The sequence below is a fragment of the Marinagarivorans sp. genome, from assembly GCF_982758155.1.
In genome coordinates this window covers 1-21496 of sequence record NZ_CEXWTU010000066.1, presented here as the reverse complement: position 1 = coordinate 21496, position 21496 = coordinate 1, and the positions used below count along the sequence as shown (strand labels likewise).

Here is a 21496-nt window from a genome sequence, read left to right as displayed (position 1 = left end):
TGCAATGTCTAATAAGGGGCTTCCTGCCCCGATGCGTTATTCTAATAACCTGCTTCCCTGCAGGCCCACTTCGTCTAATTGGACAAACTATTATTGCCTCGACCCTAAAGCTAACAATCCACAAGTATTTTTCGTATGCTGATTAGGTGAGCTGGGGTTTCTTGGGGTAGTATATTTTATACTCTAAAGTGATACTTCCGCCAAATGAGACGGAGTGATTTTGTATCTTAATGTGCTATTTATTTGAGGGTTTCATATGATTTATTCGACCACTGAGACAATACCTGGCCAAGAAATCGAAACAATATTGGGCGTTGTGACCGGTAACGTAGTTCAATCCAAGCATATTGGCCGAGACATTATGGCTGGATTTAAAAGTATCTTTGGCGGTGAAATCCGTGGATATACAGAAATGCTAACGGATGCGCGCGATGTTGCTGTTCAGCGTATGGTTAAAAGTGCGCAAGAGAAGGGTGCCGATGCTGTGGTGGGTATTCGCTTTACCACTAGCGCTATTATGGATGGTTCTTCTGAAATAATGGTTTTTGGAACCGCAGTTAAAATCAAAATGCTCGTTAAGCAGAAATAATGTATATTTAAATATGATTACTATTGCCGTAGTGAAAAATACATAGAGCCGAATTTTAATGATAGAACTCTCTGAGTATCAAGATGAATGGCCTATTCTATTCGAGCAAGAAAAGGCGTTTTTACTTGAAAAGATAGGTGGTTGGTTTTATGGCGCGGTAGAGCATGTTGGCAGTACATCGGTTCCCCGCTTATTGGCAAAACCAGTTATCGACATAATGTTTGGTGTTAGATCATTGGAGGCATCCAAAGGGGCAATCGAAGTATTGGTTGATAACGGATACTGTTATTACCCCTATAAAATAGAAACTATGCATTGGTTTTGTAAGCCAACACCAGCGGTGCGCACACATCACTTACACTTAATTCCCTATGAAAGCCCTTTGTGGATGGAACGTTTGAAGTTTAGAAATCAGCTTCGCAACAACCCAGATATAGCCCGTCAGTACGGAGAGTTAAAGCAAGCTCTGGCTGTAGTGCATGCAAATGACCGAGAGGCTTACACTCAAAGTAAGTGGCCTTTTATAAGGGAGGTGTTAGAACGTGGTGATTTTATTATATGCGATAACGGCTAAAGGGCTCTTGAATCGTTACGCTGATATTCATAATTTGAGGGTGATCGTATGGCAAGGTTGATTTTAGTTTGTGGTCCTGTAGGGGCGGGGAAAACAACTTACTCATTGTCGTTGACTAAAGATATAGAGGCGATTCGGTTTTCTATTGACTCATGGATGCAAACGCTTTACGCAAAAGATATGAAATCGCTGGATTACTCATGGATGATCGAGCGAGTAAATAGGTGTTATGAGCAAATATGGCAGGTCAGTCAGCAAATTCTAGCGAACCAAGGCAGTGTGGTCTTGGATCTTGGTTTTACGACTAAAGCGCAGCGAGATGTTTTTACTCATCGTGCGAGCGAGGTAAATGTCAACGCGGAAATACATTATTTGAATGCACCCAAGGATATTCGTAAACAGCGGGTTAAGAAGCGAAATTTGGAGAAAGACCCCTCTGTTTATGCATTTGAAGTAACAGATATGATGTTTAATTTTATGGAGCCAAAGTTTGAGGTGCCAAGTGAAAATGAGCTTAAGCTTGGGTGTACAGTTGAGGCGTAACGGTTACATCTAATGTGACTATTTTGTGCACCTCAATACAATCATTATTCTATTTTTTAACAACTTTCCCTACCACTTGAAGTAAACTTTTCTTGTCGTAGGGTTTTAATATCCAGGCCATTACGCCGGCTTCTTTTGCTTGGGCTTTTAGGTCTGGTCGGGATTGGGTTGTTAGCATGAATATGGGTATCTTTTTGTTGTTGTTTTGCTTAATCATTTCGCACATGGAAATACCATCCATCTGCGGCATGTTGTAGTCAGTAATAATTAAGTCGACTGGGGTGTTTAAAAAAATTTCTAGCCCTTCTTCGCCATTGCTGGCTTCTAGTGTATTGTAACCCGCCTCTATTAAGTCAGTATTTAATTGTGTGCGAATAGTTTCTGAGTCGTCTACGACTAGCACCGTATACATGATTATTGACCTTCGATCACATGGGTTTCTGAAAAAATGGTATTTTTTCCCGCATTTTTTGCTTTATAGAGGTAGGAGTCGACACGCTCAATTAATGCTTCAATAGTCTCATCTTTTCGGCAGCTGATAACACCCGCACTCAGTGTGATTCGCATTGCCGCGCCTGAGGGTGTTTGGGCGCCGGTGGCTTCTATTTTTTTTCTAACCGTATTGGCAAAACTGTACCCGAGCCGGCTTTGACCGTGATCCTCTGGTAGCATGACAAGAAATTCATCGCCACCATAGCGTACCGCTACAGCACCCGTATTGCAGTGTTCTAAAATCTCTTGGCCTACGGCTGTAATAGCTTTGTCACCGGCGGCATGGCCATAGGTATCGTTAACGCCTTTGAAATTATCGATATCGAAAATAATTAATTCTATTGCGCTAATGTGACCGTATTTAAAACCATTTAATAAGGTGGTAAATCCATCGTTCATATAGAGGCGAGTGTAAAGGCCTGTTAGGGGGTCTCGCACAGCGCATTCATATAGCTCCCGACTTTGACGCTCAAGATCGTGTATGCGCTTTCGTTCGTTAGCCATTTTTATCGATTTGGTGTCGTCTTGTAAAATGACCAAAAATTTTTGGATGGCATTATTGGCTGGAATAGCTTGGTATGAAGCCTTAATCCATTTTCGATTAAAAGTATTTCGACGTTTTATCGCAAAAGACTTTAAATAATAAGGATCTAGAGCTGAAAAGTCGCTAACGGATTTCCCCACGCAGCCGGTCATTCGCTTAAATGTCATGGCGAGGTCTTCTGCATCTTTATCACTGGCTAAATCAACAGCTTCGTATAACCTTTTTCCAATTAGCTCGTTGTTTTCGAGTAAAACCTCTGAGTACCGTGATAAGACTTCGTCAATATAACCGTTGGCATCAACCATGAGTATGGCGAGTGGAAGGCTTTCAAATATTCCGCTGAGCTTGGCTTCTGATGCATAAATACTACTGCAGTCTTTCCCTACTACGGCATACAGTTGCCCTTCGGCAGGGCTGCTTGTTTTTAATGGTGCTATAGACCATAAAAACTGTTGCGCTCCGTGGTTATGTGGTGGGGTAATGTCGGCACGAAACTGTACTTCTTTGGTATCATTTTCCTGGGTTTTAGAAAATTCGGCCAGGTGATGTTCCACAATCTTTTGATTTTCAACCTGAAACATCTCGATAAAACTTTGATGTAATATTTCGTCCATTGATAGTTGCAATAAATCGCAAAAGGCCGCGTTGGCTCGAATGATAAAATATTGCGCATTGATAATGCCGAATACGCTAGGGAATCCGTCTAGAATCTCTTCGACGTTACTGTTGGCTTGCTCTAATAGGGCAAGCATTTTTTGCGAGGCGAGAAGTTCATTGCTACTAGTCATCATTAGAAAAAGTCTATGTCCTGAGCGGGGGAGTCTTCTGTTGGGTTAATCGCCAGTATTTTGGGGATGACCTGTGCATTACTGAGTTCGGTATAACAGCTGAAAAAGAGATTTCCAAAATCCCCCTCGAGTACCCAGCCTTCACCAAATTTAATAAAAGGAGAGTTTTTGGGCGTGTAGTCAGCGTAAATTTCGTAATAGCCTCGGGTGCTGAGGGGAATGCTTAAGCCTGCAATAACATCTTGGCTTGCGAGCTTTCGGCAAATGGCACCGCAGTACTGGTTGCCTAGCTCTTTGATGAAGTCGATATCTTGCAGCGTTAATGGCGCTGAGCCGTTATTGTCTTTGCTGGTAAAACGCGAGCGCACTTGCTGATAGCCACAGTGGATTTTAATGAGTAGCTGGAGTTCCGCCCCTGAGATGGTTAATAGCACGAGTTCGTTTGCGAGAACTTGGCCCGGCGTGTATTGGTCAATATTAACGGCCTGTGAGTGTGCGCCGCCCACGAATTGTTCAACTTGTTCGATAGCGGTTGTCCTTAATATCAGCGACATTTGTCGCTGAGCATTTAGGATGTACGCTTCGTTTGTTGTGTTAATGCTATTGAGGTCGGCGCTCACGGCATTATACCTTTAGGTGAATATTCTATGAGTATTGCACAGCAAGGTGTTTGCGCCAGTCTGAAGTTGGGTTTTGATCGTTGATATAGCGAGAGAGTATTAATGGTCGGTGGGTAGTTATAAATTAGTATTTAAATAGATGATTTCGGTGACAGGAGCTTTGCTGGTGTGCATTACGTTTTTTTAGGGGCCAGTATCTCAGACTATATGTCGACGGCTTGTTTTCGTGTAACTATTCAGCCGTGCACCAATAGGCCGGCAAACTGATCATTTCCTGGGCCGCTCAAGCCATCCATGGCCGCTATGCAAGCGTTCCTGACGCTTGAATGCCCAGAAAACAATCAGTTCGCCTTTTGAGTGGGCATGATTTCGAACCCACCTGAATAGTAACGTTTTCGTTATATTAAGCAGTACACGCCCTTGCATGTACTGCTTTAAGGTAGCTGCTCTTCGACATTATGATCTTGAATTCGTAGGTGCACGCTTGCCTTCGTTAAAAATATGACGTAATTGCCGGCTATTACGTCATATTTTCGCCTCGCCTCGCCTCGCCTCGCCAAGCAAGCACCCACAAACCCAAATTCCAGTAACTTATTTCGTGCACGCCCCTTAGTCGGCAAGCCTTATGCCGTCGCTTTCTAGCAATAGCTCCTTCTTCTTATAAAGGTTACCTATAGCTTTTTTGAACGCACCTTTACTCATGCCGAGCTCGGTGGAAATAATGCTGGGTTCGCTTTTATCGTGAAGCGGGGCGTAGCCATTGTTTTTCTTGAGGTACTGGATGATGGTTTGGGTGTTTTTATCGTGTGAGCGACTACCGCCATTTAGGGTAAGGTCTATTTTCCCGTCTTCTCGAATCTGCCGGATAAAGCCTTTTACGCTCTGGCCGAAACTGAGGCGTTCAAAGACGTCTTCTTTATACAGTACGCCCCAATGGCTATGGTTAATGATGGCTTTAAAGCCGAGTTCGGTTGAGTTGGCGATAATGAGGTCGACAGCTTGGCCTGATTTGAAATCTCGGGGTTGATCTTCGCAGACAAAGCGGTCAATTTTTGATGAGGCGACAATACGTTCATCCCGTGGGTCGATATACAGCCGAACTAGGTAAGAGCGGCCAACTTCCATTTTTTTGTGTTGTTCGGCGAAGGGGGCGAGTAGGTCTTTGTCGAGCCCCCAGTCTAGGAAGGCGCCAAAAGGGCTGGTGTCGACGACGCGTAAGTAAGCGAATTCACCGGTTTGGGCGTGCGGTTTACGCGTGGTGGCAATTGGTCTGTCGTCTGAGTCTAGGTGAATGAAGGCTTCTACGCTATGACCGACTTTGGTGTCTTTGGGTGCTGCGCGATTGGGGAGGAGTACTTCGCCTAGATTCTTGGCGTCTAAGTAAAAGCCAAACTCAACTTGTTTTACCACTTCAAGGGTGTGTGTGCGGCCCAATTCCAACATGCTGACTACCTGATCAATGAAAATGGGCAAGTATACACTGCTGGAGTGGCGGTATAGGGATATTGCATGGGTCTCTGCTGGGCTGGGAATGAAGCTATGCTTGGTCTTGGCTGACTCCCCCTGCGGATTGGCGTTCAGTCATTCCTCTCTTTATGAGAATGCAACGGTTTTTGTCTAATACTCTTTATGCCTGTGCGGGTATATGTGAGCTTGGCGGCGCTCTTTTTTATCGTGATACTCAGCTTGCTTGGCGTCTGTTAATTCTTTTGGGCGATGACTCTGCTGCCAAAAAATATTTTTAGATTATTTGCGTAGCTTTGGTCCGTAAATTCTTCTACTCGGCTATTAAAAAAGCCAATTTCTTGGCGTCGATATATCTCTTTAATAACTATTAATCTTTGGGTGCCAAGGGTTTTAATATAAGTCATTACTTAATTGCATGAATGGAACGTTATTCATTCCTATTAAGTTGGCTTTAGTTGTTTTGATTCTAATTGTATTAAAAATTTAAGCATCGAAGTATAAATGTATATGCCTGAAATATTAAAAATTCTGTCAGGCTATATGTTTAAGTTATACCCCCTACTTGTTAACTATTTTGCGTTTGTCTTCACAACTTTGTACTCTGCGATTCTTGATTTTTTCTAATTCCATTTTTTACAGTGCTGTTATTTTTAATAACTTATCTCAAGTGTTGAAGTGTACTTAAAATGGAAATATTATCTAATCGTTGTGCGAGGTTTTTTTGTGATCAATAAGCGACTATCCGGTTTTACACGCTGTATTTCTAAGTTAGCTTTGGTCTTGGGTGTTATCCCTGTGGCTGTGCAAGCAGAGTTAGATTTCAGTGCGTTTTCATGTACCGAAGGAGACTTGATCAGCACTTTGCCAAACAATAATAATCGCGTAATGGTGCAGCTGTATCATAACGGCTACCTAATTAGCCATGATCATGCGAGCGGTGTTATGCGAAGCTTTGATATGACGAATCCATACAGTCCAGTGCAGGTTGGTGGCGATAAGAATATTGGTAATGCAGGGCATCACCATTTTATGGGCGTGGGAAATATTATTGGCTTTAATTGGGCTGGCTTGAATCAAACACGCTTAGACGATGTTCCCAATTTCACATCGGCTTCTATCGTTGATGGTACCAGTGATGCCTTTATGGTGGGGGATGGATCTAACGGTCATCACTCTGAGATTGTCACGTTTTACCCAATAGGTTTTGGTAACGTACCCACAGCTTATGAATTCGATAATAAGCCCGTGTTAACGATTCATGATATGAGTAAACCGGGTAATCCAGAAATCGGCAGTATTAATGTAATTGACGACCTGGGTTTTCAGGGGCGCGTTAATATGGTGGGCAATCTGTTGATTGTTCGAGGTGATAATTTAACAGGGTATGGCGTAGGCGTATACGATATTAGTGACCCTGCAAACCCGAGGTTACTCGATAAAATTCGGCAACGTAGTACGGCATTTGGTGGGCAGTTAGAGCTAGGGCGTGCTTACGACACTATGCCTATGTTCGAAAACTATATCGTGAATGCCATGAATAGTGATACAGGATTTCAGCGTTCAGTTGATATTATCGATTATTCAGACCCGACAAACCTCGTACACGTTTCATCGTCAGATTATTCTGGCCCTAGCATGCGATACCCCAATTTTAAGGATGATCATATGTACGTGGGTGAGGCTAAGGTCGACATGCGTACTTTTAAGGAGGTCGCTTCATTCCCTAGTGCTTATGGTGAATTCCTATTGCCTTTGGGTAATCTTTTGGTTGGCTCGGGGCAGTATCGCACCGGTACTTCTAAAGTTTTTTGTAATGAAGGCTTGGCTGATACACGCGCCCCTGAAGTGGGTTTTACTTGGCCGCGCCCGGGTGCTACCGGTTTGCATGTTAACTCGCGTATCGGCGTACTGATTCATGAAACTTTAGATATTAATACTATTAATGATAGTAATTTTCAGATTCGTAAAACTGACGGTACGCCTATTCCTGTTCATGTGAGCTGGTGGAGTAATGGCACTATCAACGTAACACCTAAGTCGCCGTTAGATGCGGGTACAACCTACAAATTCTTTATGCGCGCTAATGGTGTGAAAGATGTTGCTGGTAATGGGCTTGAAAGTAATTATGCGTTTATTTTTTCGACGGATGATGGTGGTGAGGGCGGGAACCAATCCCCGGTTATTAATGATATTACTTTAAGTAGTAGTGTCGCTTATGTTGGCCAGGCCACGAGTATTAACGTATCGGCTGCAGACCCACAGGGTGATGGCTTAACTTACGATATTGATTGGGGCGACGGTGGTGGTATTAATGGCAACGCGTCTACCTATAATCATACTTACACACAAGCCGGTTTATATTTTGTTAATGTTGAGGTAAGCGATAACCTTGGCAATACTGATACGCAAGTGATACAAGTTGTTGTTGAAGAAAACAACTTAGCGCAGCACCTTAATTCCTCGTCTATTGTTTATGATGAACCGAGAAATCGGCTGTTAAATGTAAATCCGGATAACAATACCATCACGGCTGTCGATGCTAGCTCTGGTGCAAAGATATTCGAACGCGCCGTAGGTAAAGATCCTCGCGGAATTGCGGTTGCGGCGAATGGTGAAATATGGGTAACCAACTACGACGATGCCACGTTAAGTGTGTTAAATACTAACGGGAATCTAATGGCGACATTGGGCGGAATGAGTCCTGGAGCAAAACCCTTTGGTATTTTAATCTCACCCGATCAAAAATATGTTTATGTGAGCAATGAAGGTGCGGGCAATATTGTACGATTTGATCGTGCGACACGTAAAAAACTGAATACATTGTATGTAGGTCCATTCCCTCATGCTATGGCGATGACGGGGGATGGTGAAACGCTATTAGTAACACGCTTTATTTCTCCTAAGAATGAAGCGCATATTTATAAAGTTAATTTAAATGATTTCACGGCTTCGTCGAAAATAAAAATTGCAGCCGATACAACATCGTTAGACACCAATACAAGTTCACGGGGAGTAATGAACTACCTAATGGGCATTACTATTATGCCTGGATCGGATGTTGCCTGGGTTGTGGGTAAGAAAGATAATACTTTCCGCGGTTTGGCCGTGGATGGTAATTTTGGTAACTTCCAAAATACAGTGCGCTCTATTATTGCTAAAGTTGATATTTCTGCAAATGCCGAAGTCCCTAATTCTAAATTTGATATAGATAATGCAGAAATCGCTAGTGCTATTACCTTTAGTCAGGGCGGCGATATTGTTTACATTACACATCAAGGCAATAATCGCTTATCGGCTTATAATGTGAGTAATATGCAAGGGCTAGATCAAATTGAAATAGGCGCTGCGCCGAAAGGTATTGCCGTTGCGAGTAGTGGCCAGGTATTTACGCATAACTTTTTGTCGCGGACGGTTAGTCGCCTTAATCTATTTACAGGTACGGCGGGTACGGTGTCTGCGTTGGCAGAGCTAAGTAATACTCCCGTTGTTTCTAATGAGCGTTTAAATGGTGAGGTTTTAGAGGGCAAACGAATATTCTATTCGTCGGCGGACCCTCGTTTGTCATTAGATGGTTATTTAAGTTGTGCTGCTTGTCATAACGATGGTGGTCATGATGGGCGCACAAGAGATTTTACCGATCGAGGTGAAGGCTTACGCAATACTACAACCTTGGAGGGGCGTGCAGGTATAGGGCATGGCCGCGTACATTGGTCAGCTAACTTCGATGAAATACAAGATTTTGAACACGATATTCGGTTTGCTTTTTTAGGTGGCGGGTTAATGGCGCAAGCTGATTTTAATGCAACAGATACGACCTTAGGTGAACCTAAGGCCGGCCTGTCTGATGACTTGGATAATTTGAATGCATACGTAACCTCTTTAAATACATTTACCTTTAGTCCGCACCGGAAGTGGAATGGTGCGCTACGCGGTGCAGGGCCAGCAGGCAAGGCTATTTTTGAAGCTAAAGGTTGTGCCAAATGTCATGGCGGTGATGCCTATACCGATAGTCCGCAAGGTAATCGGCATGATGTAGGTACCATCAGTGAAAACTCGGGTTTGCGTTTGGGTGGTATGCTCAATGGAATCGATACTCCAACGCTCCGCGGTATTTGGAGCACGGAGCCTTACTTACATGATGGTTCAGCGAATTCATTGTCTGATGTTTTAATGAATGAAAAACACTTAAATGCGGGTTCGACGGATACCGGTTTACTTAATGATAGCGACCGTGCTGCGCTGATAGAATTTCTAAAACAAATCGATAGCGAGGAGCCAGCCGCGACAGCGGTGGCTAATCCAATCAATATTAATACAGTCAGCCATGGGCAGAGTATAGACGGTGATATTTCGTTGGGCATTACTACATCATTAAGTGGTATCAGTGAGGTTCAATTTGTAGTGAATGATATGGTCATTGCAACGCTGAATAGCGCTCCTTATCAAGCCACTTATTCCCCCGCAAGCCTGGGTTTGCACCGTGTTTATGCTCGCGCTGTTTACAATGCTGGCCGCGTTGCGACCTTGTCACCGGAACTTACTGTTCGTGTTACTTCGCTTGCGGGTTCTGGTGCGACGAGTAGTGCCGCTGCAGGAAGTGAGTGGTTCTTTATTGCTAACTTAGCAACAGGGAAAAAGTTGGCTGCGAATGGCAGTGTTATTGCGCAAGCCGAATTTTCAATAACTGATGATAGTGTGCAGTGGAGAAAAGTGGCTACTGATAGCGGTTTTTATTACATTGAAAATAAAGCAACTGGGAAGTATTTTAAGCCTGCTGGTAATGTAGACAATGCTGTTATTGATGTGTCTACAAATACAGGTTGGGCGGTTCAGTGGAGCGATACTAATGCGGGTAATGGTTGTGTTTATATGGACAGTCGCTCTTGGGATATGAAGTTATCTACTAGTGGTTCAAGTGTTGTGCAAGGCGATAAGGGTGGTAACACCACATCGGCTGCTCGTTTTGAGTGGTTGAATGCCACGAGCGACAACAGTGCGACAGCTAGTTGTATTGTGGTTGCATCATCGAGTAGTTCTAGTACAACGCCATCAAGCTCGGCGAGTTCGAGTGCCCCTGCTGATACTGGCTGTATCGATATATCAACGAATACTGATTATACCGTTACCAGTGAGGAGGCTTGTTTTCGTATTGTGAGTAGTGGTTATAAATACGGTGCGTTAGTTAGTTTTTCGAATAAAAGCGCGGGTACGAATATCCTGAGATGGATGGGGAGTAATAATCAAAATGTTGAAGGTTGTGAAAATACAGAAAAATCATTAAGCGGAAATAATGTGCAGCATAACAATTTCCCGGTAGGTGATTCGGCTGGCTACGCTTACGTTTATGTAAAATCAGCCGATGGGGGTAATAATACTATTCGATTCACTTCCGTACAAAACTGGCAAAACGGCAGTGGTTGTAATTAGCGTGGGCATGCTTCTTTAGTTTGTTGATGCTTTCCATGCTTTAGTAGGCAAGCGACACCTTGCCTTTTTGTGAAAGGCTACATGTTGGATGTAGCCTTGGCGGGTCGTTTAATGCGCGGGGCAATAATAGTTTGTCCAATTAGACTAGGGCGCCTGTTTTCTCAACAAGGCGCCCGAAGGAGCGCATGCCGGGGCCTATAGGACATAGGTCATTAGGGTAACGCATCGGGGCAGGAGCCCCTTATTAGACATTGCAGGAGCATAATGTCGTGGAGTAGTTACCGAGGCATGTAACGCTTTGGGCAACGCAGTTGAGGAAGCAGTAGGCAAGTTTATTGGGTAAAGTATTTTTTCCTCGGCCCTAATCTTCCTCTAACCCTAATTTTTGCATTCTGTAGCGCAATGATCTAAAGGTTACGCCAAGTTCTTTTGCGGCCATTGTTTTATTCCAGCGCACTTTTTCTAATGAGCCGAGAATAATATCTTTTTCAATATCGGCAAGGTAATCGTCCATGTTAGGGAACTCTAATGCGCGCTCGTAATGGCTGACGACCAACGCGTTTGAGGCCGGTAGGTTTTCGGTTAGGATCGCTTTGTGATTAAGTTGTAGGTCATGGCTTTCTATTGTGTCGGTTTCACAGAGCGTAAAAGCTCGCTCTAAAATATTTTCTAACTCCCGCACATTGCCAGGAAAACTGTAGCGCTCTAGTTCGTTAAGTGCCGCTGGCGATATTTTAGGGGTTGCCAATTGCATATCATCAGACAATTTCTTAAGGAGGTGGTGGGTGAGGAGCACGACATCGTTTTTGCGGTCGCGAAGTGGCGGCACGCTAAGTTGAATGACATTGAGACGATAAAATAGATCTTGTCGGAAATTGCCCTCGGCTACTTCGGCTTCTAAGTTGCGGTGTGTGGCGGACAGTATTCGAACATTAAAGGGCTCTTCCGCCGAGCCACCTATTGCGCGTACAGCTTTTTCTTGGATAGCGCGCAGTAATTTAACTTGCATGTCCAGAGGGAGGTCGGCGACTTCATCTAAAAACAAGGTTCCGCCTTCGGCGGCGCGAAACAGTCCTTCTTTATCTTGGTGAGCGCCAGTAAAGGAGCCTTTTTTGTGCCCGAAGAATTCACTTTCCATCAGTTCGCGCGGAATTGCGCCGCAGTTTACGGCGAGAAAAGGATTGTTGGCTCTTGGGCCGCGCTCGTGCATGGAGCGGGCAACTAACTCTTTACCGCTGCCAGATTCGCCCGTTATGTACACGGGTGCCTGCGAGCGAGCCAATTTCACAATACTGCGTTCAAGAATTTTTATCGCTGGAGATTCTCCGAGTAGCCGTGATTGGGCTCTTGGGGTCACATCGGGTAATTGGTTAGATGCTAAAGCATTCTGCACGAGTGTGCGTAGATTGGATAAGTCAATGGGTTTCGATAAAAAATCAAAGGCGCCGGCTTTTAGTGATTCAACAGCAGTATCCATGTTCCCGTGTGCGGTAATAACGGCCACGGGTAGCTGGGGCGTGTGTGTTTGAATAAAGCGGACAATATCAATGCCGTTGCCATCCGGTAGACGCATATCGGTCAGGCAGATATTAAAGGCTTTTCGCTCTAGCAATGTTTTGGCGTTGAGCACGGTATTGGCTGTCGTGCACTGAATACCCATGCGGGTCAGTGTCATATCGAGCAGTTCACAGATGTCGGGTTCGTCGTCAATAATTAATGCTGTGTAGAGTTTGCTCATGATGGGTATTCAATGACTCAGGTTAATTCATACGTTGATGATGTGAAAAATCAATACGAAAACAAGTACTGCCGCTGTCGGAGGCTTTGAGAAAGAGGTTGGCCTGATTGATTTGGCACAGCTCTTTACAGATATAGAGGCCAAGCCCCGTACCTTCTGTATCGGTAGTGTAAAAGGGGTCGAAAATGTTTTCTAAGTCACTTTGTGCGACCCCGGGGCCGTGATCAATAACTTCAATAAATGACGTGTCACTATTATCGTTGCGTGCGGCGTGAAGTTCGACTTCTTGCTCGCCGCTGATCTTGGCGTTATATCGCGCGCCATTGTCGCATAGGTTTGTGAGTACCTGCGAGAGATGAGATGCATCGACGCGAACCAGTAATGTATCCTGCGCCACAGAAAGCTTAATGCGTGCGCTATTTCCTTGCTGATAGGTTTCGACGAATGTGGGTAGCCATTGGGTTAGGTCGACGATGGTTGTTTGTACTTCTTGGCGGCGTGAAATTGATAGCGTATTTTCAATAATTTGATTTACGCGAGAGCAGTGTTGAAGAATTATCGCGACCAGGCGCTTGTCATCGTTGGTGACTTGTTCAGATTCTTGTAGCAGCTGCGAAGCGTGACTGATCGCGCCCAGTGGATTCCTGATTTCGTGAGCAATACTCGCGGTAAGGCGGCCAAGTGATGCGAGCTTAAGGTGTTGTGCCTGTTGTGCGAGAGCGCGATTGTCTTCGATGTAAAGTACGGTGCGTTGATTGCGGCCGAGTGTTAAAAGGGCGGGGCTGATGCGCACTTCATTGCCGCTCGATAATGTGTGAATTTTTGCGGGTTGGCTAATGGGGTTGGCTCGCCAATCATCAACAATGCCTTTTAGTGAGGAAATCTCTTCAAGCTGACTCTGGCGGTAACTTCGCGATTGCGGTAAATCCATTAACTGTAAGGCCGAGTCATTGATGAGTTCAATTTTACCGTTGTCATCGACCACGATAATACCAGTGCGCATACGGGTGATAATGGCCTGCGCGAGCTTTTGTAAGTGTTCGGCATAGGCGCTGTGGGTGGCTGCGGCTAAATCACTGGTGCGTATTTTTTCTGTCAGTAATTGAAAGCTGATGGCGGTTAAGAATAGAACGGCGCCGAGCACGCCAGAAGCAAATAGTTCTTTTTCTTTTTGGCCGCCTGACAACATGGAAAAAATGGCATCGCCAATAATGACAACACTTGCGAGCGCAGCAAAAGCAATGGCGAGGCGACCTCGAATAAAAATGGCTGCAATGGCAACATAAACGATAATAAGGTAGCCCAGCCCGCTGGATACACCACCGCTGGCGTGCAGTAATATCAACATGATTGAGATGTCGAATAAAAGAGAGCCGACAAGGCGATGGTGGGAGTAGCGGAGACGGGTTGGCGGCCAAACAACCAGGGTGAGAACGCAAACGCCGATATAGAGCGCGCTCGCCCAAATGTAGGTGTCTTGCTCTTGTGATCCCAGTACAGAGTGGGTATCGCTGGTGATTTGAAGTGCGAGCAGCAACAGACCGATGAGAACCCTGATGACTTGGTAGGCTCCCAAAAGGCGAGTGTTGTGAGGGGGATGCTGAGTTTCGAGCACGGTATGTCCTTATTGTTCGCTAATTAGGGTGGCTACTGGTGCCTTGTGGCAGGCCTTTAATCGTTAAGCCTTCGGCAATTGTTGATATGCTAAAAGTGTGGGTGTAAGTTCGCATCCTATTTCACTTTGCGTTGTATGAGTAATTCAACCAAAATAGCGCCGATTCTGATTATGGATCTCGTTTTGCCCGCCTCTGACTGCGCCAGCAAAATCTGGAGATTAACATTTAATAGTTATAGGGCAAAAGCCCAGAACATACTCGAGGTTTAAGTATAGATGTCAACGCTTGTTACCGCTTTAGCGCAGATAAACCCCTTAGTCGGTGATATTCCCGGCAATACGCGTTTGATATTGCAGGTTGCTGAACGAGCGAGGATAGACTTAAGTGCCAATATCATAGTGTTTCCTGAGCTATCTTTAACGGGGTATCCACCGGAAGACCTACTCATGCGCCCAAGCTTAACGTTGCGTATTGAGCGAGCCTTGGAGGTTCTTTGTGAAAATAGTCACGAGATTGCTTTGATCGTAGGTTATCCAAAGCATACCGCGCAAGGCTTGGTTAATATGGCCGGTGTAATCTTTCAGGGTGAAATTATTGCTGAGTATGCCAAACAGCATTTGCCGAATTACCAAGTGTTTGATGAAAAGCGTTATTTTGTTGAAGGTGACAAAATGGTGTGTGCGGATATCAATGGCGTGCGTGTGGCGCTCTCTATCTGTGAAGATGTTTGGCATGCCGAGCCAGCTGCGCAGGCTAAAGCGGCTGGTGCAGATTTATTGATCAGTTTAAATGCGTCGCCGTTTCATACCAATAAGCAAAGCGAGCGTGAAGCGGTGCTCAAACTGCGTGCGCAGGAAGCTGGAATGCCAATTGTGTATGTGAACCAAGTCGGCGGGCAGGATGAATTGGTGTTTGATGGCGGTTCGATGGTGGTTAATGCTGATGGTGAATTGGTTCTCCGTGCTCCGTTGTTTAAAGAGTCGCTCACGGCAGTGGTTACTGAAGCGGGCAGGCCGTTAATTTTTGAAAAAGCTGAGCTTGCCGATAATCCGAGCCACTTGCCGAGTGTTTATCAAGCACTGGTGACGGGAGTGCGTGATTACGTGAATAAAAATGGATTTAAGGGGGTGGTGCTCGGGCTTTCTGGTGGCATTGATTCTGCATTAACCTTAGCTATAGCTGTTGATGCGTTAGGGGCCGACCGAGTGGAGGCGGTGATGATGCCGTTCAAGTACACCTCCGAAATGAGCCAAAACGATGCGGCTGAGCAGGCGCAAAGAATGGGAGTGACTTATCGCTCGATCGGGATTGAGGCAATATTCAATGCCTTTAATGCCGCTTTAGCGGGCGAGTTTGAGGGGCTGGCGGCGGATACAACGGAAGAAAACTTACAGGCCCGAAGTCGTGGGGTTTTGTTGATGGCTATCTCGAATAAAAAAGGCGCACTGGTTCTAACGACGGGTAATAAAAGTGAAATGGCCGTGGGCTATGCCACCTTGTACGGTGATATGGCAGGGGGCTTTGATGTTTTAAAGGATGTCCCTAAAACATTAGTTTTTGCGTTGTCCTGTTATCGCAACACTATTGCGCCGGTTATTCCAGAGCGCGTCATTACGCGCCCACCTTCGGCTGAATTGGCGCCCGATCAAATCGATTCAGATTCCTTGCCTGCTTACGATATTCTTGATGAAATACTGCGTTTGTATGTTGAGCATGATCAAAGCGCAGAAGCTATTATTGCTGAGGGTTTTTCTGAGGCGGATGTTAAGCGAGTGGTTCGTTTGGTGGATGTTAATGAATATAAACGCCGCCAAGCGGCGATAGGCCCGCGTATTAGTCAGCGTGGTTTTGGTCGCGATCGGCGTTACCCGGTTACTAACGGGTGGCAGCTTGGTGATTAGGCACCGTTTCGTAGTGCCAATCTAATCTGTTTGGCTGTCTCTACGGCTCCGGCGGTATCACTGTGAATACACAGAGAGTCGCATTCAAGAGGGCGGGTGAGTCCGCCACTTGTTGTTACCTTCCCGAATTTCAATTGCTGTACTTGTCTCAAACTATCGCCGCTTGATAAGAGTGCGTTGGGTTGCGTGCGAGCGACCAGCAAGCCTTCATCGCTGTATTGCCTATCGGCAAAAGCTTCTCTTATAAAAGTAACCCCCGCTTGTTTACAGGCATCACTTATCAGCGTATTCCCTGCTAATAGCATCAGTGGAAGCTGAGTTTTCAGGCTGAGTGATATGAGTGTTTCTAAAATGTCGGGCTTTATGCAGTCGTTATAGAGCGCGCCGTGTGGCTTGATGTAATGCAGTGGGATGTTGAACCGAGCGGCGATGCTGGATAAATGTGTTATTTGCTCTTGCAGGCTGTTGCGGAGGGCATCGCTAGATAAGCTGAGTCGTTTTCGACCAAAGTTTTCGCGGTCTGGGTATGAGGGGTGCGCGCCTACTTTTACGTCGTGGTGATTGGCCAGTAAGAGTGCCTGTGTCATTGATGTGATGTCACCAGCATGTCCACCGCAGGCAATATTGGCGAAGTCAATGTGGGGCATTATTTTGGCATCAATGGCGTCTAGGCCTTCGCCGAGATCACAATTTAGGGTGAGCTGAGGGTGTTGCATACTTTTCTCGCCGCGAGGGGTGCATGTTCTTCTGGGTATATTCACCGATGATTACACAATGCTGGAGAGTCTAAAGTGCACTAAAAGTACTCAACGTCTTGTAAGATCGGTAAAAAGTGCTCTTGAATGGCTCTTATTCTATCACCTGTTATCGACAAGGGCATGCTGCTATAATTGCCGCCGATTATTACGAGGGGAGGGTTGTTCTTGGTGCTGCTGTAGCGCTTTACATCCTCCTTTATTTCGACGACATTTTTCTCAAGGCAGGTTACCTCGATGTCAGATTACAAAATCATATATACCGAAACTGATGAAGCTCCAGCGCTCGCAACCTATTCGTTTTTACCTATCGTAAAGGCGTTTACGGGGGCGGCAGGAGTGAAGGTGGAGTTAAAAGATATCTCCCTTGCTGGTCGAATATTGGCAGTATTCCCTGAGTACTTGAGTGAGGAACAGCGCCAGCCCGACGCCTTAGCTGAGCTGGGCGAACTCGCTAAAACACCTGAAGCGAATATTATTAAGTTACCCAATGTGTCAGCATCTGTCCCGCAATTAAAGGCAGCGATTAAGGAGTTGCAAGGCAAGGGTTACGCATTGCCGAATTACCCGGAAGAGCTAAAGTCGGACGAAGATAAATCCGTGCAATCGCGTTATGATAAAATTAAAGGCAGCGCGGTAAACCCTGTTTTGCGTGAAGGTAATTCCGATCGTCGAGCGCCAGTACCGGTTAAAGCCTACGCGCGTAAAAATCCGCACTCAATGGGTGTGTGGGATGCTAAATGTCGATCTCATGTGTCGTCTATGACGGGTGGTGATTTTTACGCAAGTGAGAAGTCAATTACGTTAGAGGATGCATCTAAATTCAAAATTGAATTTGTGACTGCTGATGGTGCTGTGTCCGAGTTAAGAGGTTTCGCGCCTTTGCTTGCGGGGGAAGTGCTGGACGCTAGCGTAATGAGTAAAAAAGCGCTGGTGGCTTTTTTAGAAGAGCAAGTTGTTGCGGCTAAAGCTGAGGGCGTACTTTTTTCGTTACACCTTAAAGCGACGATGATGAAAGTTTCGGACCCCATTATTTTTGGTCACGCTGTTGCGGTTTACTACAAGTCAGTTTTTGAAAAGCATGGTCAAACATTGGCTGATCTTGGTGTCTCGCTAAATAATGGTATTGGCGACGTTTATGCCAAAATTCAAAGTTTACCTGAGGCGCAGCGCGCTGAAATTGAAGCGGACATTACGGCTGTATATGCTGTTCAGCCAGAGCAGGCGATGGTTGATTCCGACAAGGGTATTACCAACTTGCACATACCAAGCGACGTCATTATTGATGCTTCTATGCCGGCAATGTTGCGTTCGTCTGGTCAGATGTGGGGCGCAGATGGTCAGCAGAAAGATACAAAATGCGTAATTCCAGATCGTTGCTATGCCGGTGTTTATCAAGCTGTATTTGATTTCTGTAAAGAGCACGGCGCTTTTGATCCAACAACAATGGGTACTGTACCCAATGTGGGTTTGATGGCCCAAAAAGCTGAAGAGTACGGGTCGCACGATAAAACGTTTGAAGCGCCTGGTGTAGGAGCTATTCGGGCTGTTAATGAAAGCGGCGAAGTTTTGCTGGAGCAATCGGTAGAGGCGGGTGATATCTTCCGTATGTGCCAAACCAAAGATGCCCCCATTAAAGATTGGGTTAAACTGGCCGTTAATCGCGCCCGTGCAACGGGTTCACCTGCGGTTTTTTGGCTGGATAAAAATCGTTCCCACGATGCGCAATTAATCAAAAAGATTCAGGCTTATTTACCTGAGCACGATACCAGCGGTTTAGAGATGTTGACCCTTGAGCCTGTCGAGGCAACGCTTTATAGCTTGGCTCGCGTGAAGCAGGGCTTGGAAACAATTTCGGTGACAGGTAATGTTTTACGTGATTACTTGACTGACTTATTTCCAATTCTGGAGCTGGGTACTTCTGCAAAAATGCTTTCGATTGTTCCTTTGATGAATGGCGGCGGTCTATTTGAAACTGGTGCTGGCGGCTCGGCCCCCAAGCATGTACAGCAATTTGAAAAGGAAGGTTATCTTCGTTGGGATTCACTTGGTGAATTTTTAGCCTTATCACCTTCGTTGGAGCACTTTAGCCAAACTACCGGTAATGTACAGGCAAAAATTATTGCGCAAGCGTTGGATGTGGCAACGGCCAAATTCCTCGATAACAACAAATCACCTGCGCGTAAGCTGGGGTCTATTGATAATCGCGGCAGTCATTTTTATCTGGCGATGTATTGGGCTGAGGCCCTGGCGGCACAGACTGATGATGCTGCGTTAAAGGCTAAATTTGAGCCGCTGGCGAAATTGCTACTTTCCAAGGAGAGTGACATTGTTGCGGAATTAGTTGCGGCCCAAGGTAGCGAGCAAAACTTGGGTGGCTATTATCGCCCTGATGCCGTTGCGGTGGATAAGGCTATGCGCCCAAGTGCAACTTTTAATGCAGCCCTCGCCAGCTTGTAGTTCTCTGACCGGCTAGTTTTAGTTTTTAGGGGCGAGGCAATAATAGTTTATCCAATTAGGCGAAGAGATCGGCATTCTTATCAAGGCGCTGAAAGGGGCGCATGCCGGGGCATGTAACGCTTTGAGCAACGAAGGTAAGGATGTCGATATCAAGCATTAGTGGGTGAAATATTGTTTCCTCGTCCCTTATGAATATCCCCGCCTTTGCTGCGGGGATTTTTTATGGTTATTAATGAGTAAAAAATAATGAGTGTCGATAGTAATTTACTAGCCCGTGCTGATCATAAATGTGAATTGTGTGGCAGCACTGATAATTTTCAGGCTTATGAGCTTCCTCATTCTGAGGGGCGGAGTGATAGCGCTATTTTGGCCTGTGAAAAATGCCGAGAGCAATTGCCCGAGGGTAATGTGTTGACGCCTAATCATTGGCGCTGCTTGAGCGATACCATGTGGAGTCCGACGCCGGCGGTGCAGGTGATGGCTTGGCGACTATTGGGGCGCTTAGAAGGCGAGAGCTGGGCGCACGATTTAGTGGATATGTTGTATTTGGATGACGATCTTAAAGCGTGGGCTGAGGCGGGCATTGTGGCTGTGGATGAAGATGCCGTTGATTGTCGCGATAGTAATGGTGTTCGTTTATCGGCGGGTGACAATATCGTCATTATCAAAGACTTGCCGGTTAAAGGTTCTAGTTTGGTTGCAAAGCGTGGTACGGCTGTGCGGGGAATATCATTGACGAGTAATCCCGAGCATATTGAGGGGCGTGTTGAAGGGCAGCGGATTGTTATTTTGAGTTGTTATGTGAAAAAATCTTAGTTTAGTTGTAGGGGGAGTTTATGTGGTTGCAAAGAGATATTCAGCTTCGTGCGCGTGAGCGGGGGTTTCATTTGGTAACCCGTGAGGTGCTTGAGGCTATTCCTGAGCTAGCTGGTTTAAGTGTGGGTTTATTGCATGTCCATATTCAGCATACGTCTGCTTCTTTAACGGTTAATGAGAATGCGGACCCTACGGTTAGGCAGGATTTTGAAAGCTTTTTTAATCGTGCAGTGCCGGAAAACGAGCCTTATTACCTCCATGATGATGAAGGTAGTGATGATATGCCTGCGCATTTAAAGGCTAGTATCTTGGGGGCGAGTGTTTCGCTGCCAATCAAAAATGGTCGTTTGAATGTGGGTACATGGCAGGGTATTTATCTGTGTGAACACAGGAATTATGGCGGCGCTAGGCGTTTGGTTTTAACGCTGAATGGTGAGTAGGTTGGCGCGCTATAAGCAGTTTTCTGGCTTGGGTAGGCCGGCAATTTTAGCGGCAATTTTGGCTGGGCTGCCGGGGAATAGTTTTAGAAGGTAAAGGCTGCTAGCTTTGTCTTTGCCTAACTGACTGCCAATATATTTTATGAGTGGCCTCATAGCTGGGGCTAGTTCGAACGCTCGGAAAAATTCTTGAAGGCAATAAATAACCTCCCAGTGAGCATCGGTCAGCTGAACCCCTTCATTTTCGGCTAGGGTGTTGGCAATCGATTCATTCCAATCGGCAAGGTTGACTAAAAAACCTTCTTTATCTAAAGCCGGTAGTTGTTCGTGATCCATTGCTTAATACCAGCTTTGTATTGGATTGTGCTGGCAGCTTAGCTCGACAAATGTATCGTAGTTTATGAGTTGTTCTGTGTTTGTTTTAATGCCGCGCGCGAGCGTATCGGCTTCTAGGGCAAAGACGTGCTGGCTTTTACAGGCCGAGCTGAAAAGCGGTGTTTGAAGGGCGTAAACACCGTCATTGATTAATATTAGAGTGTCTTCTGCTGTGAGGTGCTCAAGGCAGCTTTTGTGGGCGCTGTGCGAGGGTGGCTGGCTTAATATGTGTAGAGTCATTAGTTAAAAGCTCAGTACTGTTTTGGCGTTATTGATCAGAGCGCTTACTTGATCGTTGGATAGTTGTTGTGTTTCTAAGGTTGCGGCTTCTTGTGTAAGTCCTCTTTCTTTGAG

The 21496-nt window shown here is 45.6% G+C and carries 17 protein-coding genes; 8 read left to right on the top strand and 9 right to left on the bottom strand.

Translation table 11 applies throughout. The features are described 5' to 3' along the window. Nucleotides 1-256 precede the first annotated feature (256 nt). Genes AC3A8L_RS09500 through AC3A8L_RS09490 form a run of 3 tightly spaced genes read left to right on the top strand, consistent with a single transcriptional unit; the run spans nucleotide 257 to nucleotide 1706 of the window. Nucleotides 257-589 carry a heavy metal-binding domain-containing protein gene (locus tag AC3A8L_RS09500; protein WP_487962010.1) on the top strand — a complete coding sequence of 111 codons (333 nt, stop codon included), beginning with the start codon at nucleotides 257-259 and terminating at the stop codon, nucleotides 587-589. 58 nt (nucleotides 590-647) lie between these two features. Next, a complete protein-coding gene (locus AC3A8L_RS09495; protein ID WP_487962009.1) occupies nucleotides 648-1163 on the top strand; it encodes a GrpB family protein in 516 nt (171 codons plus the stop codon). Between the two features lie 48 nt (nucleotides 1164-1211). Then, entirely contained in the window at nucleotides 1212-1706 is a 495-nt protein-coding gene (locus AC3A8L_RS09490) for a P-loop nucleotide/nucleoside kinase family protein (protein ID WP_487962008.1), read from the top strand. A 49-nt stretch (nucleotides 1707-1755) separates the two neighbouring features. Here AC3A8L_RS09490 and AC3A8L_RS09485 read toward each other — a convergent pair whose 3' ends face one another. The 4 genes from AC3A8L_RS09485 to AC3A8L_RS09470 form a co-directional block, all read right to left on the bottom strand. Then, a complete protein-coding gene (locus AC3A8L_RS09485) occupies nucleotides 1756-2118 on the bottom strand; it encodes a response regulator (protein ID WP_487962007.1) in 363 nt (120 codons plus the stop codon). A gap of 2 nt (nucleotides 2119-2120) precedes the next feature. Beyond that, entirely contained in the window at nucleotides 2121-3533 is a 1413-nt protein-coding gene (locus AC3A8L_RS09480) for a diguanylate cyclase (protein ID WP_487962006.1), read from the bottom strand. Continuing rightward, nucleotides 3533-4150: a hypothetical protein gene (locus AC3A8L_RS09475; RefSeq protein WP_487962005.1), complete on the bottom strand. Its 618-nt coding sequence runs from the start codon at nucleotides 4148-4150 to the stop codon at nucleotides 3533-3535. Before AC3A8L_RS09475 ends, AC3A8L_RS09480 begins: the two co-directional genes overlap by 1 nt. A gap of 609 nt (nucleotides 4151-4759) precedes the next feature. After that, complete coding sequence (locus AC3A8L_RS09470) at nucleotides 4760-5623, bottom strand: CvfB family protein (protein WP_487962004.1); 864 nt, start codon at nucleotides 5621-5623, stop codon at nucleotides 4760-4762. 717 nt (nucleotides 5624-6340) lie between these two features. Here AC3A8L_RS09470 and AC3A8L_RS09465 point away from each other — a divergent pair. After that, the gene (locus tag AC3A8L_RS09465) at nucleotides 6341-11044 is read left to right on the top strand and encodes an Ig-like domain-containing protein (protein ID WP_487962003.1); all 4704 of its coding nucleotides are present in this window, start codon (nucleotides 6341-6343) and stop codon (nucleotides 11042-11044) included. Between the two features lie 361 nt (nucleotides 11045-11405). Here AC3A8L_RS09465 and AC3A8L_RS09460 read toward each other — a convergent pair whose 3' ends face one another. Beyond that, nucleotides 11406-12782: a sigma-54-dependent transcriptional regulator gene (locus tag AC3A8L_RS09460; RefSeq protein WP_487962002.1), complete on the bottom strand. Its 1377-nt coding sequence runs from the start codon at nucleotides 12780-12782 to the stop codon at nucleotides 11406-11408. A gap of 22 nt (nucleotides 12783-12804) precedes the next feature. After that, nucleotides 12805-14397 carry a sensor histidine kinase gene (locus tag AC3A8L_RS09455; protein WP_487962001.1) on the bottom strand — a complete coding sequence of 531 codons (1593 nt, stop codon included), beginning with the start codon at nucleotides 14395-14397 and terminating at the stop codon, nucleotides 12805-12807. Nucleotides 14398-14673: 276 nt separating this feature from the next. Between AC3A8L_RS09455 and AC3A8L_RS09450 the strand changes: the two genes are divergently transcribed. Continuing rightward, nucleotides 14674-16299 carry an NAD+ synthase gene (locus tag AC3A8L_RS09450; protein WP_487962000.1) on the top strand — a complete coding sequence of 542 codons (1626 nt, stop codon included), beginning with the start codon at nucleotides 14674-14676 and terminating at the stop codon, nucleotides 16297-16299. On the opposite strand, the gene pxpA is transcribed toward AC3A8L_RS09450, so the two are convergent. Beyond that, on the bottom strand, nucleotides 16296-17015 hold the full coding sequence (pxpA, locus tag AC3A8L_RS09445; RefSeq protein WP_487961999.1) for a 5-oxoprolinase subunit PxpA: 720 nt from the start codon (nucleotides 17013-17015) through the stop codon (nucleotides 16296-16298). The two genes, AC3A8L_RS09450 and pxpA, sit on opposite strands and share 4 nt — an antisense overlap. A gap of 276 nt (nucleotides 17016-17291) precedes the next feature. Between pxpA and AC3A8L_RS09440 the strand changes: the two genes are divergently transcribed. From AC3A8L_RS09440 to AC3A8L_RS09430, 3 genes are all read left to right on the top strand, one after another. Beyond that, nucleotides 17292-19514, top strand: a complete 2223-nt coding sequence (locus AC3A8L_RS09440; protein WP_487961998.1) for an NADP-dependent isocitrate dehydrogenase — start codon at nucleotides 17292-17294, stop codon at nucleotides 19512-19514. 246 nt (nucleotides 19515-19760) lie between these two features. Then, the gene (locus AC3A8L_RS09435; RefSeq protein ID WP_487961997.1) at nucleotides 19761-20330 is read left to right on the top strand and encodes a PhnA domain-containing protein; all 570 of its coding nucleotides are present in this window, start codon (nucleotides 19761-19763) and stop codon (nucleotides 20328-20330) included. A gap of 20 nt (nucleotides 20331-20350) precedes the next feature. Beyond that, complete coding sequence (locus AC3A8L_RS09430) at nucleotides 20351-20770, top strand: secondary thiamine-phosphate synthase enzyme YjbQ (RefSeq protein WP_487961996.1); 420 nt, start codon at nucleotides 20351-20353, stop codon at nucleotides 20768-20770. Nucleotides 20771-20779: 9 nt separating this feature from the next. Here AC3A8L_RS09430 and AC3A8L_RS09425 read toward each other — a convergent pair whose 3' ends face one another. Then, entirely contained in the window at nucleotides 20780-21103 is a 324-nt protein-coding gene (locus AC3A8L_RS09425; protein WP_487961995.1) for a TusE/DsrC/DsvC family sulfur relay protein, read from the bottom strand. 3 nt (nucleotides 21104-21106) lie between these two features. Continuing rightward, nucleotides 21107-21382, bottom strand: coding sequence for a sulfurtransferase complex subunit TusB (gene tusB / locus AC3A8L_RS09420; protein ID WP_487961994.1), 276 nt, complete (start codon nucleotides 21380-21382; stop codon nucleotides 21107-21109). Nucleotides 21383-21496 lie beyond the last annotated feature (114 nt).